This is a genomic window from Oscillospiraceae bacterium (assembly GCA_015067255.1).
Lineage (GTDB): Bacteria > Bacillota > Clostridia > Oscillospirales > SIG519 > SIG519.
In genome coordinates, this window is the sequence record SVMS01000040.1 from 1 (window position 1) to 15,198 (window position 15,198).

The 15,198-nt window shown below is 35.7% G+C and carries 14 protein-coding genes; 5 read left to right on the forward strand and 9 right to left on the reverse strand.

Features of this window, described 5'->3' with window-relative positions; all coding sequences use genetic code 11:
* The 9 genes from E7480_07980 to E7480_08020 all read right to left on the reverse strand — a co-directional run.
* On the reverse strand, positions 1–453 hold a 453-nt coding region (locus E7480_07980; protein ID MBE6904527.1), incomplete at its 3' end, for an Asp-tRNA(Asn)/Glu-tRNA(Gln) amidotransferase subunit GatA.
* 33 nt (positions 454–486) lie between these two features.
* A complete protein-coding gene (gene gatC, locus E7480_07985; protein ID MBE6904528.1) occupies positions 487–771 on the reverse strand; it encodes an Asp-tRNA(Asn)/Glu-tRNA(Gln) amidotransferase subunit GatC in 285 nt (94 codons plus the stop codon).
* Positions 772–776: 5 nt separating this feature from the next.
* Complete coding sequence (gene ligA / locus E7480_07990; GenBank protein ID MBE6904529.1) at positions 777–2,756, reverse strand: NAD-dependent DNA ligase LigA; 1,980 nt, start codon at positions 2,754–2,756, stop codon at positions 777–779.
* Positions 2,757–2,765: 9 nt separating this feature from the next.
* Positions 2,766–3,434 (reverse strand): sporulation protein YunB, encoded by a 669-nt coding sequence (gene yunB, locus E7480_07995; GenBank protein MBE6904530.1) that lies wholly within the window; start codon positions 3,432–3,434, stop codon positions 2,766–2,768.
* A gap of 8 nt (positions 3,435–3,442) precedes the next feature.
* Positions 3,443–4,108, reverse strand: coding sequence for a hypothetical protein (locus E7480_08000; GenBank protein MBE6904531.1), 666 nt, complete (start codon positions 4,106–4,108; stop codon positions 3,443–3,445).
* A gap of 27 nt (positions 4,109–4,135) precedes the next feature.
* Positions 4,136–5,335, reverse strand: a complete 1,200-nt coding sequence (locus tag E7480_08005; GenBank protein MBE6904532.1) for an FtsX-like permease family protein — start codon at positions 5,333–5,335, stop codon at positions 4,136–4,138.
* 3 nt (positions 5,336–5,338) lie between these two features.
* A complete protein-coding gene (locus E7480_08010; protein MBE6904533.1) occupies positions 5,339–6,265 on the reverse strand; it encodes an HlyD family efflux transporter periplasmic adaptor subunit in 927 nt (308 codons plus the stop codon).
* 133 nt (positions 6,266–6,398) lie between these two features.
* Positions 6,399–7,412 carry an MreB/Mrl family cell shape determining protein gene (locus E7480_08015; protein MBE6904534.1) on the reverse strand — a complete coding sequence of 338 codons (1,014 nt, stop codon included), beginning with the start codon at positions 7,410–7,412 and terminating at the stop codon, positions 6,399–6,401.
* A gap of 100 nt (positions 7,413–7,512) precedes the next feature.
* On the reverse strand, positions 7,513–8,994 hold the full coding sequence (locus E7480_08020; protein MBE6904535.1) for a rhamnulokinase: 1,482 nt from the start codon (positions 8,992–8,994) through the stop codon (positions 7,513–7,515).
* Positions 8,995–9,531: 537 nt separating this feature from the next.
* Between E7480_08020 and E7480_08025 the strand changes: the two genes are divergently transcribed.
* The 5 genes from E7480_08025 to E7480_08045 all read left to right on the forward strand — a co-directional run bounded on the left by E7480_08025 (position 9,532) and on the right by E7480_08045 (position 15,189).
* Complete coding sequence (locus E7480_08025; protein ID MBE6904536.1) at positions 9,532–12,063, forward strand: AMP-dependent synthetase; 2,532 nt, start codon at positions 9,532–9,534, stop codon at positions 12,061–12,063.
* 89 nt (positions 12,064–12,152) lie between these two features.
* Positions 12,153–12,323: an alpha/beta-type small acid-soluble spore protein gene (locus E7480_08030; protein ID MBE6904537.1), complete on the forward strand. Its 171-nt coding sequence runs from the start codon at positions 12,153–12,155 to the stop codon at positions 12,321–12,323.
* A gap of 321 nt (positions 12,324–12,644) precedes the next feature.
* Positions 12,645–12,881, forward strand: coding sequence for a ferrous iron transport protein A (locus E7480_08035; protein ID MBE6904538.1), 237 nt, complete (start codon positions 12,645–12,647; stop codon positions 12,879–12,881).
* Positions 12,874–14,700, forward strand: coding sequence for a ferrous iron transporter B (locus E7480_08040; GenBank protein MBE6904539.1), 1,827 nt, complete (start codon positions 12,874–12,876; stop codon positions 14,698–14,700). Before E7480_08035 ends, E7480_08040 begins: the two co-directional genes overlap by 8 nt.
* 180 nt (positions 14,701–14,880) lie before the next feature.
* Positions 14,881–15,189 carry a hypothetical protein gene (locus E7480_08045; GenBank protein ID MBE6904540.1) on the forward strand — a complete coding sequence of 103 codons (309 nt, stop codon included), beginning with the start codon at positions 14,881–14,883 and terminating at the stop codon, positions 15,187–15,189.
* Positions 15,190–15,198 lie beyond the last annotated feature (9 nt).

A 15,198-nucleotide genomic window follows, 5' to 3' on the forward strand; every position in this document is an offset into this window, starting at 1 on the left:
GGGAACTCTTTCAAGGTCGTGAGGGTTTTTAGTTTTAAAGAATGCGGAGTTTTCGCAGGAAGAGCCCATAGCAAATTCATCCATATTGAGCTTTCCTACAGTAATTACCCCCTGTTCTTCAAATCTGTTCATAACAGTTGCGCTGTAGGGAGGTACAAAATTTTCAAGAATTTTTGAAGCACAGGTAGTTTTTATACCCTGTGTGCATATATTGTCCTTTATTCCCGCAGGAATTCCCGCAAGCAAAGGCATATCTTCATTTGCGGCAAATTTTTCATCAATTTTAGCCGCCTTTTTCATAGCTTCATCCTTTTGCAAGGTTATGTAGCTTTTTACGTCATTTTCAACCTTTTCTATTTGAGTGTATACGTCTGCTGTAAGCTCAGAAGCGCTTATTTTCTTTTCACGAAGCATTTTTGAAAGCTCCGTTATAGTAAGTTTACACAATTCCATTTTTATAACATTCCTTTCAAGTCTGAAAAAATCCTATTCTACGATTTTAGGTACAAAGAAGCAGCCTGCTTTTTTCTGAGGTGCATTTTCAAGAATTTTATCTCTGTCAAAGGATTCCTTAACCTCATCAGCTCTAAGTACGTTATAAAGACCTTCTGTTGATATTTCAAGCTCCTCATCACATTTAAGCTCTCCAAGCTTATCAACCATATCTACGATATTATTAAAGTCCTTACTCAATTTTTCGATATTTTCTTCATCAATTTCCAGCATTGAAAGCTTTGCTATATGAAGAATATCCTCTCTTTCGATTGCCATTTTAATTACTCTCCTATCATATTTAAAAATTCCTGTTCGGAAATAACAGTTATATTAAGCTCATTTGCTTTTTTCAGTTTGCTTCCGGCTTCTTCTCCCGCAACTACAATACTTGTCTTTTTAGAAACACTCGAAGAAACCTTTCCGCCGTGCTTTTCAATCAAAGCCGCCGCTTCATCACGTTTAAGAGTTTCAAGCGTTCCTGTTAAAACAAAGGTCATATTTTCAAATTTATTGCTTAATGCAGTTTCTTTGGAAGAGGTATTTACCCCTGCTTCTCTGAGTCTTGTTATAAGATGCTTTGTAGACTCAAGTTCAAAAAACTGTACTATACTCATAGCAATTACAGGGCCTATATCATCAATTTCAACCAGTTCTTCATACGGTGCATTTTCTATATTATCAAGAGTTTTGAATTTCTTTGATATAACCTTTGCCGCCTTTTCTCCGACTCCTCTTATACCTAATGCAAATAGCAGTTTAGAAAGGTCATTCTCTTTTGATTTTTCAATTGAATCCATCAAATTCTGTGCAGATTTTTCGCCTTGACGCTCCAAAGCTTCAATATCTTCTTTTTTTATATAATACAAATCAGCCGAAGAGCTTATTATACTCTCTTGTACCAAAGTTTCAACTACTGCCGTACCTAAGCCTTCAATATCCATAGCAGGCTTTGAACAAAAATGTATAATATTGCGCACCGTCTGTGCACGACATTCGGGGTTTACACATCTGACAGCTACCTCTGACTCGTCTTCAAAAACAGGCGATGAACATTCAGGACAAAGCTTAGGCATTTCAAATACCTTTTCATTTCCTGTTCTCTTTGATTTATCAACCTCAACAATTTCGGGAATTATGTCCCCTGCCTTTTGAACAATTACAGTATCACCTATTCTTATATCCTTTTGGGAAATATAATCCTTATTGTGCAAGGTTGCTTTTGACACAGTTGTTCCTGCAAGTCTTACAGGCTCTAAAACAGCGTTAGGAGTAAGTACTCCTGTTCTTCCTACGTTTATAACTATATCAATAAGCTTTGTAGGCTTCTTTTCCGGTGGATATTTAAAAGCTATTGCCCATTTAGGAAACTTAGAGGTGCTTCCCAATCTTCCTCTATCTGTAAAGCTATCAACCTTAACAACAGCTCCGTCGATATCAAAACTAAGCTCTTCTCTCATTTGTCCCAATCTGTCTATTTCTTCGATTACTTGGGAAATATTATTAAATCTATTGAAACACGGACTTACCTTAAAGCCTAATTTTTTCAGATATTCAAGACTTTCAAAGTGATTTAATGCTATATCTTCAGAGCTTACCTGAAGATTAAATACAAAAATGTCAAGACCTCTTGAAGCTGTAATTTTGCTATCAAGCAATCTTAAAGATCCTGCTGCGGCATTTCTTGGATTTGCAAACAAGGGTTCAGAATTTTTTTCTCTTGCTTCATTTACTGCTTCAAAGCTTTTTTTAGGCATATAAACTTCGCCACGTACAATAAGGCTTTGAGGTGCATTTTCCAAAACCAAGGGAATAGATTTAACTGTTTTTAAATTTTGCGTTACATCTTCTCCTACTATACCGTTACCTCTTGTAGCTCCCCTTATAAAAACTCCGTTTTCATATTCAAGAGAAACTGAAAGTCCGTCAATTTTTAGTTCAACAACATAAGTAGGATTATCAACTACTTCTCTTACCCGCCTGTCAAAGTCCTCTATCTCTTCAAAAGAAAAAGCATCCTGAAGACTTTCAAGGGGCACCTGATGAACTACCTCATCAAAGCCCTTTAAAGCTTCTCCGCCAACTCGTTGCGTAGGAGAATGAGCTCTTTTTAAATGAGGATATTGCTCTTCAAGCTTTTCAAGCTCTCTTAAAAGCATATCGTACTGATAATCGGAAATTTCGGGGTTATCCTCATTATAATAACGACGGTTATGATATTCAATTTCAGCAATCAATTGGTCTATTCTTTTTTCAGCTTCCATTATTTTCTCCTAATTAAGATTTTCGATTAAACGATTATAGCCCGAATAAAACTGTGGAACTTTTCCAACAATTATTGTTTCTGCCGCAAGTACCGACGTAGTAACCTCGCTTGATGTTCGGTACCCTGTAAGAATTGCGCCTACATCTACTGTGATTTCTATAAAAATACTGTGCCTTGTTTGATTTATTCCTACAGCTTCGAAGTTATTTATAAAAGAAGTGTGCGCAATTCCGTATATATCAAGAATATATGTTATCTCGGGGCCCCTTCCCAGAAGAAATTCATTACCGGTCAAGGTTCCCAATGCAATTTTTATTTTTTCATTTTCCATTTTTTCAATATAGCTCAGCATTTCTTTATTTAGCCTTGCTTTAAGTAAATTAAGTTGCTTGATATTTGTCTGAATTGAGGTAACATTATTTTCATTATCTCTGCTTACATCTACAAGACTTTCATATGTTACATCTTCAAGCTCTTTTATAACAATATCGTTTATTATTTTTACAGCCTCTCTGTCTGCTTGTGCTGCAAGTGAAGATTTTACAATAGGTCTTGTTTTCAAATCAACTATTATAAATATTATCAACAAAGATATAAAAATAAGAATAATAGAAAAAATTTTAAAAGAACGGCTTTTTTTCTTAGATGTACAGCGCAATATAATCACCCCGTACATTATATGCTCTAAACAGCTATAATGCTTCCGAAATCAGTTAGAGGTCCATTATAAAGCTCTTTTATTTCTATTTCAAAAGCTTTTGCAAACTCACGCATTTTTTCATTTGCTTTTCCGTAAAGCAAAAGAGTGTTTTCTACAAGTCCGCCACAGCCTCCGATAAATCCGTGGTTATGGCCTTCAAGCAAAATATCATAAGGATTTACCTCCAATACCTCAAAACCATTTTCCTTTGCTTTTTTACTTATCCCTTTATCCTGAGTAATAAAAGCATTTTCTGCTATTGGTAGAATAGAACATCTGGCATAGCCTTGATTTATATGTACCTTTTTTTCACAAAGTACATTTTTATCGGTATAAGCTGTATTGCAAAAAAGAGTATCTCCCACAAAGCAAGCGTTAAGAGAAACCTCAAAAGGATATGGTGAGCAAACAATATTTTCACTTAAAATTATTTTTGCTTTTATTTCATCTAGCTTTTCAAAAAGAGATTTCTTAGCATTCTTTGCCACAACAACGCTTCCGTCTTTTCGTTTGAAAAGCTGCATATCGGGATGCGATGCAACAGCACTTTCAAGCTCGTCGATTGGATCTACAAGAAAATAATTGTATCCCAATTTTTCGATATTTTCTTTTATTTCGCTGTTAATTCTGCAATCACAAAACAAGGTCATACAACTGTCCTCCGACACATAACTGCTCTATTCGTTTCTCAAAGCATTTATCGGCAATAGCTCCGACGCCTTCTTAGCAGGGTATACACTGAAAATTATACCAACAAATGCAGAAAAAATCAAGGACAATAGCATAATTATTATATTTATTTTGCTTTCAAAGCCTAAAAATACATTTGCAGCACCTACAATTACGGCACTTAACACTAATCCGACTACTGCTCCCATAAGAGTTATCATAACGCTTTCGGCTAAAATTTCACTTAAAATGTGCCATTTCGTTGCCCCTACTGCTTTTTTTATTCCTATTTCTCTTTTCCTTTCTGTTACCGCTGCAAGCATTATTGTCATTATTCCCAATCCGCCAACAACAAGGGAAACTCCTGCAACCGCAGAAACAATTCCCGTTACAATATTTATTATGTTTTCTATTTTCTGCTTTTGTTTTACCATATTTTCAACATAGTAGCCGTTTTGAGTATTTGTTGTTGCAGATAAAAGAGATATTATTTTATTTCCGACTGTGTCTAAATCTTTTCCGTCCTTTACATTTATAACAAGCTGGTCAAATTCTTTTACCTTTAAATTATCTTCTATTGTTGTATAAGGCATATAAATAAAAGAAGGGATATAATCACCGGCAGTATTCATCAATATACTTTCTTTGACGTTTACTACCCCTTTTACCTTTAACTTTATTGCTACTCCGTTTACTAATACCTTAAGCTCCATACCTACACTGTTTTCTTTATTAAAAAGCTTCTTCGATAAAACGTTATCTATTATACAGACATTTGATGAGGTCATAATATCAGATTTTGAAATATTGTTTCCGTAAATTGTTGTTTGAGAGATTACTTTTTTGGCATTGTCTCCTATTCCCCATACCATACATTCTTTATTACCTGCATTTGTTGTAACGTTACCGTAATAATAAATTACAGGCATTATTTGCGTTACGTCATTTACACTTTTTTTAATAAGTGACATTTTTTTATAATCAAGCTGTCCTTTTACTCCGTTTTCGTCAACAACTCCTTTTACAGTAAGTCCGTTGAGACCAAAACGGTCAAACTCACTCATTATAGCCTCTTCTCCGCTTTTTCCTATTGAAAGTATGGTGGTTACAGAGCTTATACCTATAATTATACCTAACATTGTAAGAAAAGTACGTAGTTTTTTTCTCTTCAAATTTTTAAATGCGTTTTTTATTATATCTTTAAGCATCGTTTACCTCAATTTAAACACTTGCACCGTTTTTAAATTTTCAGGCGGATTTTTTATTATAATATCCCCGTCTTCTATTCCGCTTGTAATTTCAATTAAATTTGTACTCATTAACCCTGTTTCAACATAATTTGACTCTATTTTTCCGTTTTTTAGAATATATACACAGCTTTTATTATTTTCATCGTAGCTTAGCGCTTCGTGTGGCACAGTAAGAGCGTTTTCCGATACCTGTGTTATTATCCCTACATTTGCAGAAAAACCGGGACGTATTTTTTCATCTGCGTTTATTATATCTATTGTTACAGATACTACCGTTTCCGTATACGTCGTATGGCTTACTTGCTTTGCAACAGGAGAAATATATGTCACCTCTCCCGTATACTCAAAACCTTCAAAGCCGTCCCCTGTAACTATTACCTGTTGACCTACATAAACATTGGAAATTTGAGCTTCGTTTATATCAGCTTTTATATACAAATCCGTTAAATCAGATATTATAGCAACAGGCTTTGTTTTATCGGCAGAAGAATTAAGCTGTGTTATTGTTCCGTCTGTATTAGCTATAATAACCTCTTTTTCATATTCATCTGAATAATTATCAATATAATTTTGAATATCTATTCCGTCGGGGATTGATATATTATCCATATTTGAAGCTTCATATTTGATAAATAGCGCAATTTCGTCACCTTTTTTTACCTTCTGTCCTACTTCAACGTAAAACTTTTCAACATATCCGCTTGACTCGGGATATATTTTATTTGTTTTTTTCTGTTCAATTCTTCCGTTTGAGGAAACCGTCTGCTTTAATGTTGTAATTATAGGCTTTATTATTTCAATCTCCGTGCTTTTTTCATTTAAAATAACAACCGTGCATATTAAAACAATAAGTATTGAAATCAAGGAAACAATATTATATTTTTTCACAGCTATACCTCTTTTTAAATAATGTGATATAAACTATTATTATTTTAAAAGAGATAATTATTCTAAAAAAAGATACCCTTTGTCAAAGTGCTTTAAAGCAACTCTGCAAAAGGTATCTTTTAAATTTTAAAGCTTAGTTAATAAACAAACGGTTTTTACCTGATGACCTCAAAACGTTGATATATTCAAGAGAATATCCTGTTCCTTTAGCAACACAGCACACGGGGTCATCTGCTATTCTTACGTCAATACCGATTTTACCTGAAATATACTTATCAAATCCGTAAACAAGGCTTCCGCCGCCTGTCATATAAACTCCGTTTACAGAAATATCACCTACAAGCTCAGGTGGTGTTTCTTCAAGAACAGCGTGTATAGCCTCTGTAATTGTAGCAGCAGGCTCCAACAGACATTCCATAATCTCCGATGAATAAACAGTAATATTTTTAGGAAGACCTGTAAGCAAACAACGGCCCTTTACTTCCATTGAAATATCGCTTTCTCTTGGCACCATACAGCCAATCTTTATCTTTATATCTTCTGCTGTTCTGTCACCTATAAGCACATTGTGATTTTTACGGATATGCTTAACAATAGCTTCGTCAAATTTATCTCCTGCAATTTTAACTGAACGTGAATTAACAATATCACCAAAGGAAATAACTGCAACGTCAGATGTACCGCCGCCGATATCAACAATAAGATTTCCGTTAGGCTTTGAAATATCAATTCCTGCGCCCATAGCCGCTGCCTTGGGTTCTTCAATTACCTCTGCCCATTTTGCGCCTGCCTGATATGCAGCATCAAGCACAGCTCTGTTTTCAACCTCTGTAACAATACTTGGGATACATACTACTACTCTGGGCTTAAAAATTGTATTTCCGCAAACCTTCTTAATAAAGTATTTAAGCATTTTAGCAGTTACTTCAAAATCAGAAATAACGCCGTCACGCAAAGGTCTTATAGCTTCAATGCTTCCGGGAGTTCTTCCAAGCATTTCCTGAGCCTCTAAGCCTACTCTGAGAACTTTTTTTGTATAGCTGTCAATAGCTACAACGGACGGCTCCTGTAAAACTATTCCCTTTCCTTTTATATAAATAAGCACTGTTGCTGTACCTAAATCTATACCTATATCGTATCCAAACATTTTTTCAAGCAAAACATTAACGCTTTTTAATTAAAGCATAATGTATGCCCATTCACCACCATTTCATTTTTAAATAATATTATTATACACTTTAAAGCTGTTATGCTCTTTTGGTAACCTTCAAAAATCTCTGATAAGCTTCTTTCCAAAGCTCTGTATCCTGAGGCTCATATCTTTCACAGGGGAATGAATTTGCAATAACCTCTCTCATCTGTGCAAGGTCTTTTATTTCTCCGCTTGCTAAAAGCTGCGCTCCAATGTTACCTAATGCAGTCGCTTCAACAGGGCCTGCAACAACAGGTCTGCCCGTAACGTTTGCAGTGCATTGACATAAGAATTTATCCTTTACGCCGCCACCGATAATATGAATAGTATCATATTTTTTGGAAAGTAATTTTTCCATTGTTTCAAGAGTATAGCAATATTCCATAGCAAGACTGTCAGTAATACAACGAGATATTTCTCCTATACTGTCAGGAGTAGCCTGACCGCTGTTTTTACAGTAATCATAAATTCTCTTAGGCATATTTCCGGGTGCCATAAACAAATCGTCGGAAGGATTGATAAAGCACTTAAGAGGCTGTGCCTTTGCGGTAAACTCATCAATATCCTTAAATGACAAGCTGTTACCCTCACGCTCCCATTGACGTCTTGATTCCTGCATAATCCAAAGACCGATTATATTTTTCAAAAATCTTGTAGTTCTGTTTATTCCACCCTCATTGGTAACATTTGCCTCAAAGGTTTCTTTATTTATCATCGGATTTTCAAGCTCTGCCCCCATAAGAGACCAGGTGCCGCAGCTTATATAAATAAAATCTTCATCAGCCTTTGCAGGAACAGCTACTACTGCAGAGCCGGTATCATGTTCAGCAACGGCAACTACCTTTATAGGCTCTACTCCCAATTCTTCACAAATCTCTTTGGAAAGCTTACCCTTACTGTCAGTAGGGTCAACTATTTTTGGGAATAAAGCTTTATCTATTCCCAAAAATTCAAGAATAGGCTCAGACCAATCCCCTGTTTTAGGATTGAGCATCTGAGAGGTAGAAGCAATAGTATACTCAGTAGACATTTCTCCTGTTAAGAAATAAGCCATCAAATCGGGAATAAACAGCAAAGTTTTTGCTCTTTTTAAAGTTTCAGGGTCCTCTCTTGTATATGAAAGAAGCTGATTTATGGTATTAAAGCTTAAAAACTGAATACCCGTTTGCTCATAAACCTTATCTTTGCCAAGCAATTCATCTACAAGCTCTATCATTCCGTCATTTCTTATATCACGATAATGAATGGGATTTGAAAGCAATCTTCCTTTTTCATCCAAAAGACCGAAATCCACACCCCAGGTATCTATTCCTATGCTTTCGATTTTATATCCTGCATTTACAGTATTTAAAATTCCTTTTTTAATGTCGTGCATATGCCTCAGGAAATCCCAATAAAAAGTTTTTCCTATTGTAACAGGTTCATTTAAAAATCTATGTGTTTCAGTAAGAGTAATCTTTTCACCGTCAAAACTACCTACTATTGCACGTCCGCTGGATGCGCCGAAATCAAAAGCTAAAAAATTCTTATTTGCCATTTTCATTATCCTTTCATAAGCTTATTGCCAGAAATTTAATCAAAATCCGCAATTATCCATTTATACATATCTTATATAATACAATATTCTCATAATTTTGTAAAGATAAATTTTCAATAATTTATTTTCTGCAAAAATAAGATAAATATAAAACGTTATAAAAAACTGTTGACAAGAAATTTCCTTTCTGCTATAATTATAAAAAATTAAAACACAATGATTGGGAAAAAGAATTGTTTTCTTTTCTTCAGAGAGTTACCGTTTGGTGCGAGGTAATGTAAGAAGCTTTTCAAACTCACCCATGAGTGGCTGTCCTGAAATTCAGTAAGGGCAGACGGAGTTCCTCCCGTTATCTATGAGGAGACATTGTTTGATGTCACAGAGTGGGTAATTTTTACCAATAAGAGTGGTACCACGGAAGTATTTTCAGCTTTCGTCTCTTGCATTTTATGCCGGTGAGACGAAGGCTTTTTTGTTTTTTCGGCAAAACATAGCTCACTTATTAAAAAGTGAGCAAGAAAGGTCAAGGTAATAATTATGAAAATCGCTTTTTCAACATTGGGCTGTCCTGATTTCAGTTGGTCGGACATCTATACCCTTGCTAAAGATTTTGGCTTTCACGGTATAGAAATGAGAGGTTTAGGAGATAGTATATTTGATGTAAAGGCAAAACCCTTTACCGATGAAAACTTACCTAAAACTATCGAACATCTCAAAGAGTTACATTTGGAAATTCCCTGTTTATCTTCAGGAAAAAGCTTAAAATACGCTCAACAAACACAGGAAGCTATTGACGACCTTAAAGAATATATTTCTCTTGCCGGAAAATTAGGAAGCTCGTATATAAGAGTTTTAGGTGACGAAAAAGCCTTTCCCGACGGTGAGGTTGATGATGACGTTGTTTTTAATGCTCTGAAACAGCTTATTCCCTATGCCGAAAAAGAAAACGTAACGCTTCTTGTTGAAACAAACGGTGTATATTCAGATACTAAGCGTCTTGCCGATTTGCTTAATTCATTACAGAGTGACAGTATAGGTGCTTTGTGGGATATTCATCATCCTTTCAGATACAACAATGAATCTCCTGAACAAACCCTTCAGAATTTAGGCGCATATATTAAGTATGTGCACGTCAAGGATTCTGTTGTAATCGACGGCAAGGTTTCCTACCGTCTTGTAGGAGAAGGCGACCTTCCATTTGAAAATGTTTTTCTTGCTCTTCGTTCAATAAATTACGAGGGCTATATTTCTTTGGAATGGCTCAAAAAATACGCTCCTGATTTATCTTCTGCCGGAATTGTATTTCCTCACTTTGCGAATTTTATGGCACCTTATATAGGCATTGGAGAAACTCGCGGAAAGCTTTATGACAATGCTGAAAAAACAGGTAAATTTATTTGGCCCAAAAATCATCTTATTGATTTGACCTTCCCTCAGCTTTTGGACAGAGTTGTTGATGAATTTCCCGACCAATATGCTTTCAGATACACTGCTCTTGATTATACAAGAACTTACAAGGAATTCCGTGATGATGTTGACACCTTTGCACGTTCGCTTATTGCTATGGGTGTTAAAGCCGGTGACCACGTAGCTATATGGGCTACAAATGTTCCTGCATGGTATATAACCTTCTGGGCAACAACAAAAATAGGTGCTGTTCTTGTTACTGTTAACACAGCTTATAAAATCCACGAGGCTGAATATCTTTTAAGGCAATCTGATACTCATACTCTTGTTATGGTTGACGGCTACAAGGATTCCGATTATATTTCTATCATTAAAGAATTGTGCCCTGAGCTTGAGAACCACGAAAAAGGCAAGCAGCTTTTTATGAAGCGTCTACCATTTTTAAGAAACATTATAACTGTCGAATCAAATCAAAAAGGCTGTTATTCTTGGGATGAAGCAATTGCACTTGCTGATTCTGTTCCTGTTGAAGAGGTATTCCGTCGTGCTGCTTCTATTAACAAGCATGACGTTTGCAATATGCAATACACTTCGGGAACAACAGGCTTCCCCAAGGGAGTTATGCTGACCCACTACAACGTTGTAAACAACGGAAAAGCCATCGGTGACTGTATGGATTTATCCACTGCCGACAGAATGATGATTCAGGTTCCTATGTTCCACTGCTTCGGAATGGTACTTGCCATGACAGCATCTGTTACTCACGGTGTTACTATGTCCCCTATTCCTGCTTTTTCTCCTAAAAAAGGATTAGATTGTATCAACAAAGAGAAAATCACTGCATTTCACGGTGTTCCCACTATGTTTATTGCTATGCTTTCTCACCCCGATTTCGATAAAACCGATTTTTCACATATGCGTACCGGAATTATGGCAGGAAGTCCTTGTCCTATCAAGGTTATGAAAGAAGTTATTGAAAAAATGCATATGCCTCAGATTTGTATTACCTATGGTCAGACCGAGGCTTCTCCTGCTACCACAATGTCTAAGACAACCGATTCTATTGACGTAAGAGTAAATACTGTAGGAAGTGCTATTTTCGGTGTTGAATGTAAAATTGTAGACCCCGAAACAGGTGAAGAATTACCTAATAATGTTGACGGTGAATTTTGCGCCCGTGGATACAACATTATGAAGGGCTATTACAAAATGCCCCAAGCAACTGCTGCAGCTATTGACAAAGACGGCTGGCTTCACAGCGGCGACCTTGCAAGACGTGATGAAAACGGAAACTTTAAAATCACAGGCCGTATTAAAGATATGATTATCAGAGGCGGCGAAAATATTTATCCCAAAGAAATTGAAGATTTCATCTATACTCATCCAAAGGTTTCCGATGTTCAGGTTATCGGCGTTCCTGATAAGGATTACGGCGAAGAAATTATGGCGTGTGTAATTCTAAAGCCTGATGTTACATCAAGTGAAGAAGAAATAAAGGAATTTGTGCTTACTCATATGGCAAAGCACAAGGTTCCCAAGCACGTTGTTTTTGTTGATTCATTCCCTATGAACGCTGCAGGAAAAATATTAAAATACAAAATGCGTGAACAAGCAGTTGAATTGCTTAAGCTAAACGACGCTGCTTCTATCGAAACAGCATAAAAATTTTTATTGTCAAAAAATTCATTGTATTAACCTTCGTTTAAAGCACAAAATATTTTCGATACTGATACAAACGGAGGTGAATTAAAATGAAAAACAAAGAATTTCTTAACAATATGAAAAACGAAGTTGCACGTGAAGTTGGCGTTACTTTAAAGCAAGGCTATAACGGTGATATCACAGCAAGACAGGCTGGTTCTATCGGCGGTCAGATGGTTAAAAAGATGATTCAGCAATACGAACAAAGTATGTCTAAATAAATTTTCGGGCGGATTTTCCGCCCGTTTTTTTATATAAAAAAAGAGCTGAAAGATTTGCTTCATAAAGAAGTTTTTCTTTCAGCTCTTTTTTGATTATGAAAGCTTATCAATTGCTACTGTCAAAGTATAAAAGGTTGTTACAAAAAGTGCTAATATAATAATCATTGTTCTGTTTCCTTTCGTTATTTTTTATTTATGTCTTTATTATACATACATATATGTACAATAAAACGGACAGTAAACACAAAAAACTTAATTTTTATGTAACAAAAAAACTTTAAGCAGTATATATTGATAGTGGATACCAAAGGAGATTATATTATGAATACTTTAGATAAATTACCGATAGGAATGAGTGCTTACGTAAAAGCAATTAAATCTTCCAATCAAACGAGACGTCTTTTGGATTTAGGCCTTGTAAAAGGTACGATAGTAACTGCTCTTCAAAAAAGTCCTTGCGGAGACCCTATTGCTTATGATATACGTGGCGCTGTTATAGCTCTTCGAAAAGAGGATGCCCGACAGATAATAATTTCAGGAGGACTGCCAAATGAGTAACTCCCATACAACAGTAGCTTTGGCAGGTAATCCAAACGTGGGAAAAAGCACAGTTTTCAACACCTTAACAGGACTTAAACAGCATACCGGCAATTGGACAGGAAAAACAGTTGAATGTGCTTACGGGAACTATACTTATAGAGATAAAAATTTTAAAATTGTTGATTTACCCGGCACCTATTCCCTTTATGCAAGCTCTCTTGAAGAAGAAATTACCCGTGATTACCTTTACAGTAAGGAAGCTGAGGTTACTGTTGTTGTTACAGATGCTACCTGTCTTGAAAGAAATCTCAATTTAGTGCTTCAATGTCTTGAAATAACAGACAATGTTATAGTTTGTGTTAATTTAATTGATGAAGCTGAAAAGAAAGGGATACACATTGACATTGAAAAGCTTTCGGAGTTGTTAAACGTACCTGTAATACAAACAGCAGCAAGAAGCCAAAAAGGTATGAATGAGCTTTGTGAAGCTATTTATCTTCAATCCGAAAAAGCACCTTCGGACAAAGAATATGAGCAATCAGATATAAATACAATATGGGAAAAAGCGCACGATATTTACAGCAAATGTGTTTTTTCTTCTTCCGATAGCAATAAACGTGACAGAAAAATTGATAAGCTGTTAACCTCTAAAGCAACAGGAATCCCCGTTATGCTATTGCTTTTCGGCTTAATTTTTTATATAACGATAGTAGGTGCAAATTATCCGTCACAGCTGCTTTCCGAGCTATTTAATCAAATAGGAATTTGGCTTGAAAATGCTATGCGCGGAGCACCTCAAGTATTAAGTGATATTCTTTTAAAAGGTATGTATAAAACATTAACCTGGGTTATTGCCGTAATGCTTCCTCCTATGGCAATATTTTTCCCACTGTTTACACTTTTGGAAGATTCGGGATATCTTCCGAGAATTGCCTTTAACCTTGATAAATTTTTCAAAAAAGCAAATGCTCACGGCAAGCAGTCATTAACTATGTGTATGGGCTTTGGCTGTAACGCTTGCGGCGTTACGGGATGCCGAATTATAGATTCTCCAAGAGAGCGTCTTATTGCAATTGTTACCAATAATCTTGTCCCCTGTAACGGCAGATTTCCTACCCTTATTTCAATTATTACAATGTTTTTTGTAGGCTCAAATATAGGACTGCTTTCCTCTGTTACCTCAACACTTTTATTAGTATTTGCTATTGTTTTGAGTGTTGTTATGACTCTCCTTGTTTCAAAGCTTTTATCCAAAACGATTTTGAAAGGAATTCCTTCTTCCTTTGCTTTAGAGCTTCCTCCTTACCGTTCACCGCAAATAGGAAAAGTAATTGTTCGCTCAATTTTTGACAGAACTTTATTCGTTTTGGGAAGAGCTGTTGCTGTAGCTGCTCCTGCAGGAATTATCATTTGGCTGCTTGCAAATATAAAAATAGGCAATACTGCTTTACTGTCCCAATGCGCTATTTTTTTAGACCCTTTCGCAAAAGCAATAGGACTTGACGGATATATTCTATTTGCTTTTATTTTGGGATTTCCCGCAAATGAAATAGTTATGCCAATTGTTATAATGAGCTATCTTGCTACAGGTGAGCTTACCGAATTCAGCAGTCTTTTTGAACTGAAGCAGCTTCTTATTGCAAATGGCTGGACTTTTGTTACTGCACTTTGTACTATGATTTTCTCTCTGTTTCATTTTCCATGCGCCACAACCTGTCTTACTATAAAAAAAGAAACAGGTAGTTTAAAATATACTCTGCTTTCAATTGTTCTTCCTACCATATTAGGAATAATTTGTTGCTTTATTGTAGCCACCTTCTCTTCACTGTTTATATAAATTTTTCGTCTTCAAAAAGCTGTACTGAAAAGTACGGCTTTTTTTTAAAATATTTTACATTTATATTAAATATATATTGATTTTTCGTTATCTATTTGATATAATGATTAGGAATGTTAACGGATTGTTATTTTTTTGACATTCCGTTTCTAACATATAATTTTGTGAGGAGGCAAAATAATGAGCAAAAAGACTATGACTTCTGTTAAATTCAAAGGAACAAAAGAGCAGGAGGCTAAGCTCAGAGAAATTATTCAAGGCTACAAAAACACACAGGGTGCATTAATTCCGGTTTTGCACGAAGCACAGGGTATTTACGGATACCTTCCCCGTGAAGTTCAACAGATAATTTCAGAAGAACTTGATATCCCCATGTCTGAAATTTACGGTGTTGCAACTTTCTACACACAATTTTCATTAAATCCCAAAGGAGAATACAACATCAGTATTTGTATGGGTACTGCTTGCTACGTTAAAGGAAGGCGCTGAACTTGAAGC

Excerpts from the sequence above, each read along its gene's own strand:
- gatC (MBE6904528.1), bottom strand. The coding sequence starts at position 771 with ATGGCAATCGAAAGAGAGGATATTCTTCATATAGCAAAGCTTTCAATG.
- E7480_08005 (MBE6904532.1), bottom strand. The coding sequence starts at position 5,335 with ATGCTTAAAGATATAATAAAAAACGCATTTAAAAATTTGAAGAGAAAA.
- E7480_08030 (MBE6904537.1), top strand. The coding sequence starts at position 12,153 with ATGAAAAACAAAGAATTTCTTAACAATATGAAAAACGAAGTTGCACGT.
- yunB (MBE6904530.1), bottom strand. The coding sequence starts at position 3,434 with ATGTACGGGGTGATTATATTGCGCTGTACATCTAAGAAAAAAAGCCGT.
- E7480_08045 (MBE6904540.1), top strand. The coding sequence starts at position 14,881 with ATGAGCAAAAAGACTATGACTTCTGTTAAATTCAAAGGAACAAAAGAG.
- E7480_08015 (MBE6904534.1), bottom strand. The coding sequence starts at position 7,412 with ATGTTTGGATACGATATAGGTATAGATTTAGGTACAGCAACAGTGCTT.
- E7480_08035 (MBE6904538.1), top strand. The coding sequence starts at position 12,645 with ATGAATACTTTAGATAAATTACCGATAGGAATGAGTGCTTACGTAAAA.
- E7480_08020 (MBE6904535.1), bottom strand. The coding sequence starts at position 8,994 with ATGGCAAATAAGAATTTTTTAGCTTTTGATTTCGGCGCATCCAGCGGA.
- E7480_08040 (MBE6904539.1), top strand. The coding sequence starts at position 12,874 with ATGAGTAACTCCCATACAACAGTAGCTTTGGCAGGTAATCCAAACGTG.
- E7480_08025 (MBE6904536.1), top strand. The coding sequence starts at position 9,532 with ATGAAAATCGCTTTTTCAACATTGGGCTGTCCTGATTTCAGTTGGTCG.
- E7480_08000 (MBE6904531.1), bottom strand. The coding sequence starts at position 4,108 with ATGACCTTGTTTTGTGATTGCAGAATTAACAGCGAAATAAAAGAAAAT.
- ligA (MBE6904529.1), bottom strand. The coding sequence starts at position 2,756 with ATGGAAGCTGAAAAAAGAATAGACCAATTGATTGCTGAAATTGAATAT.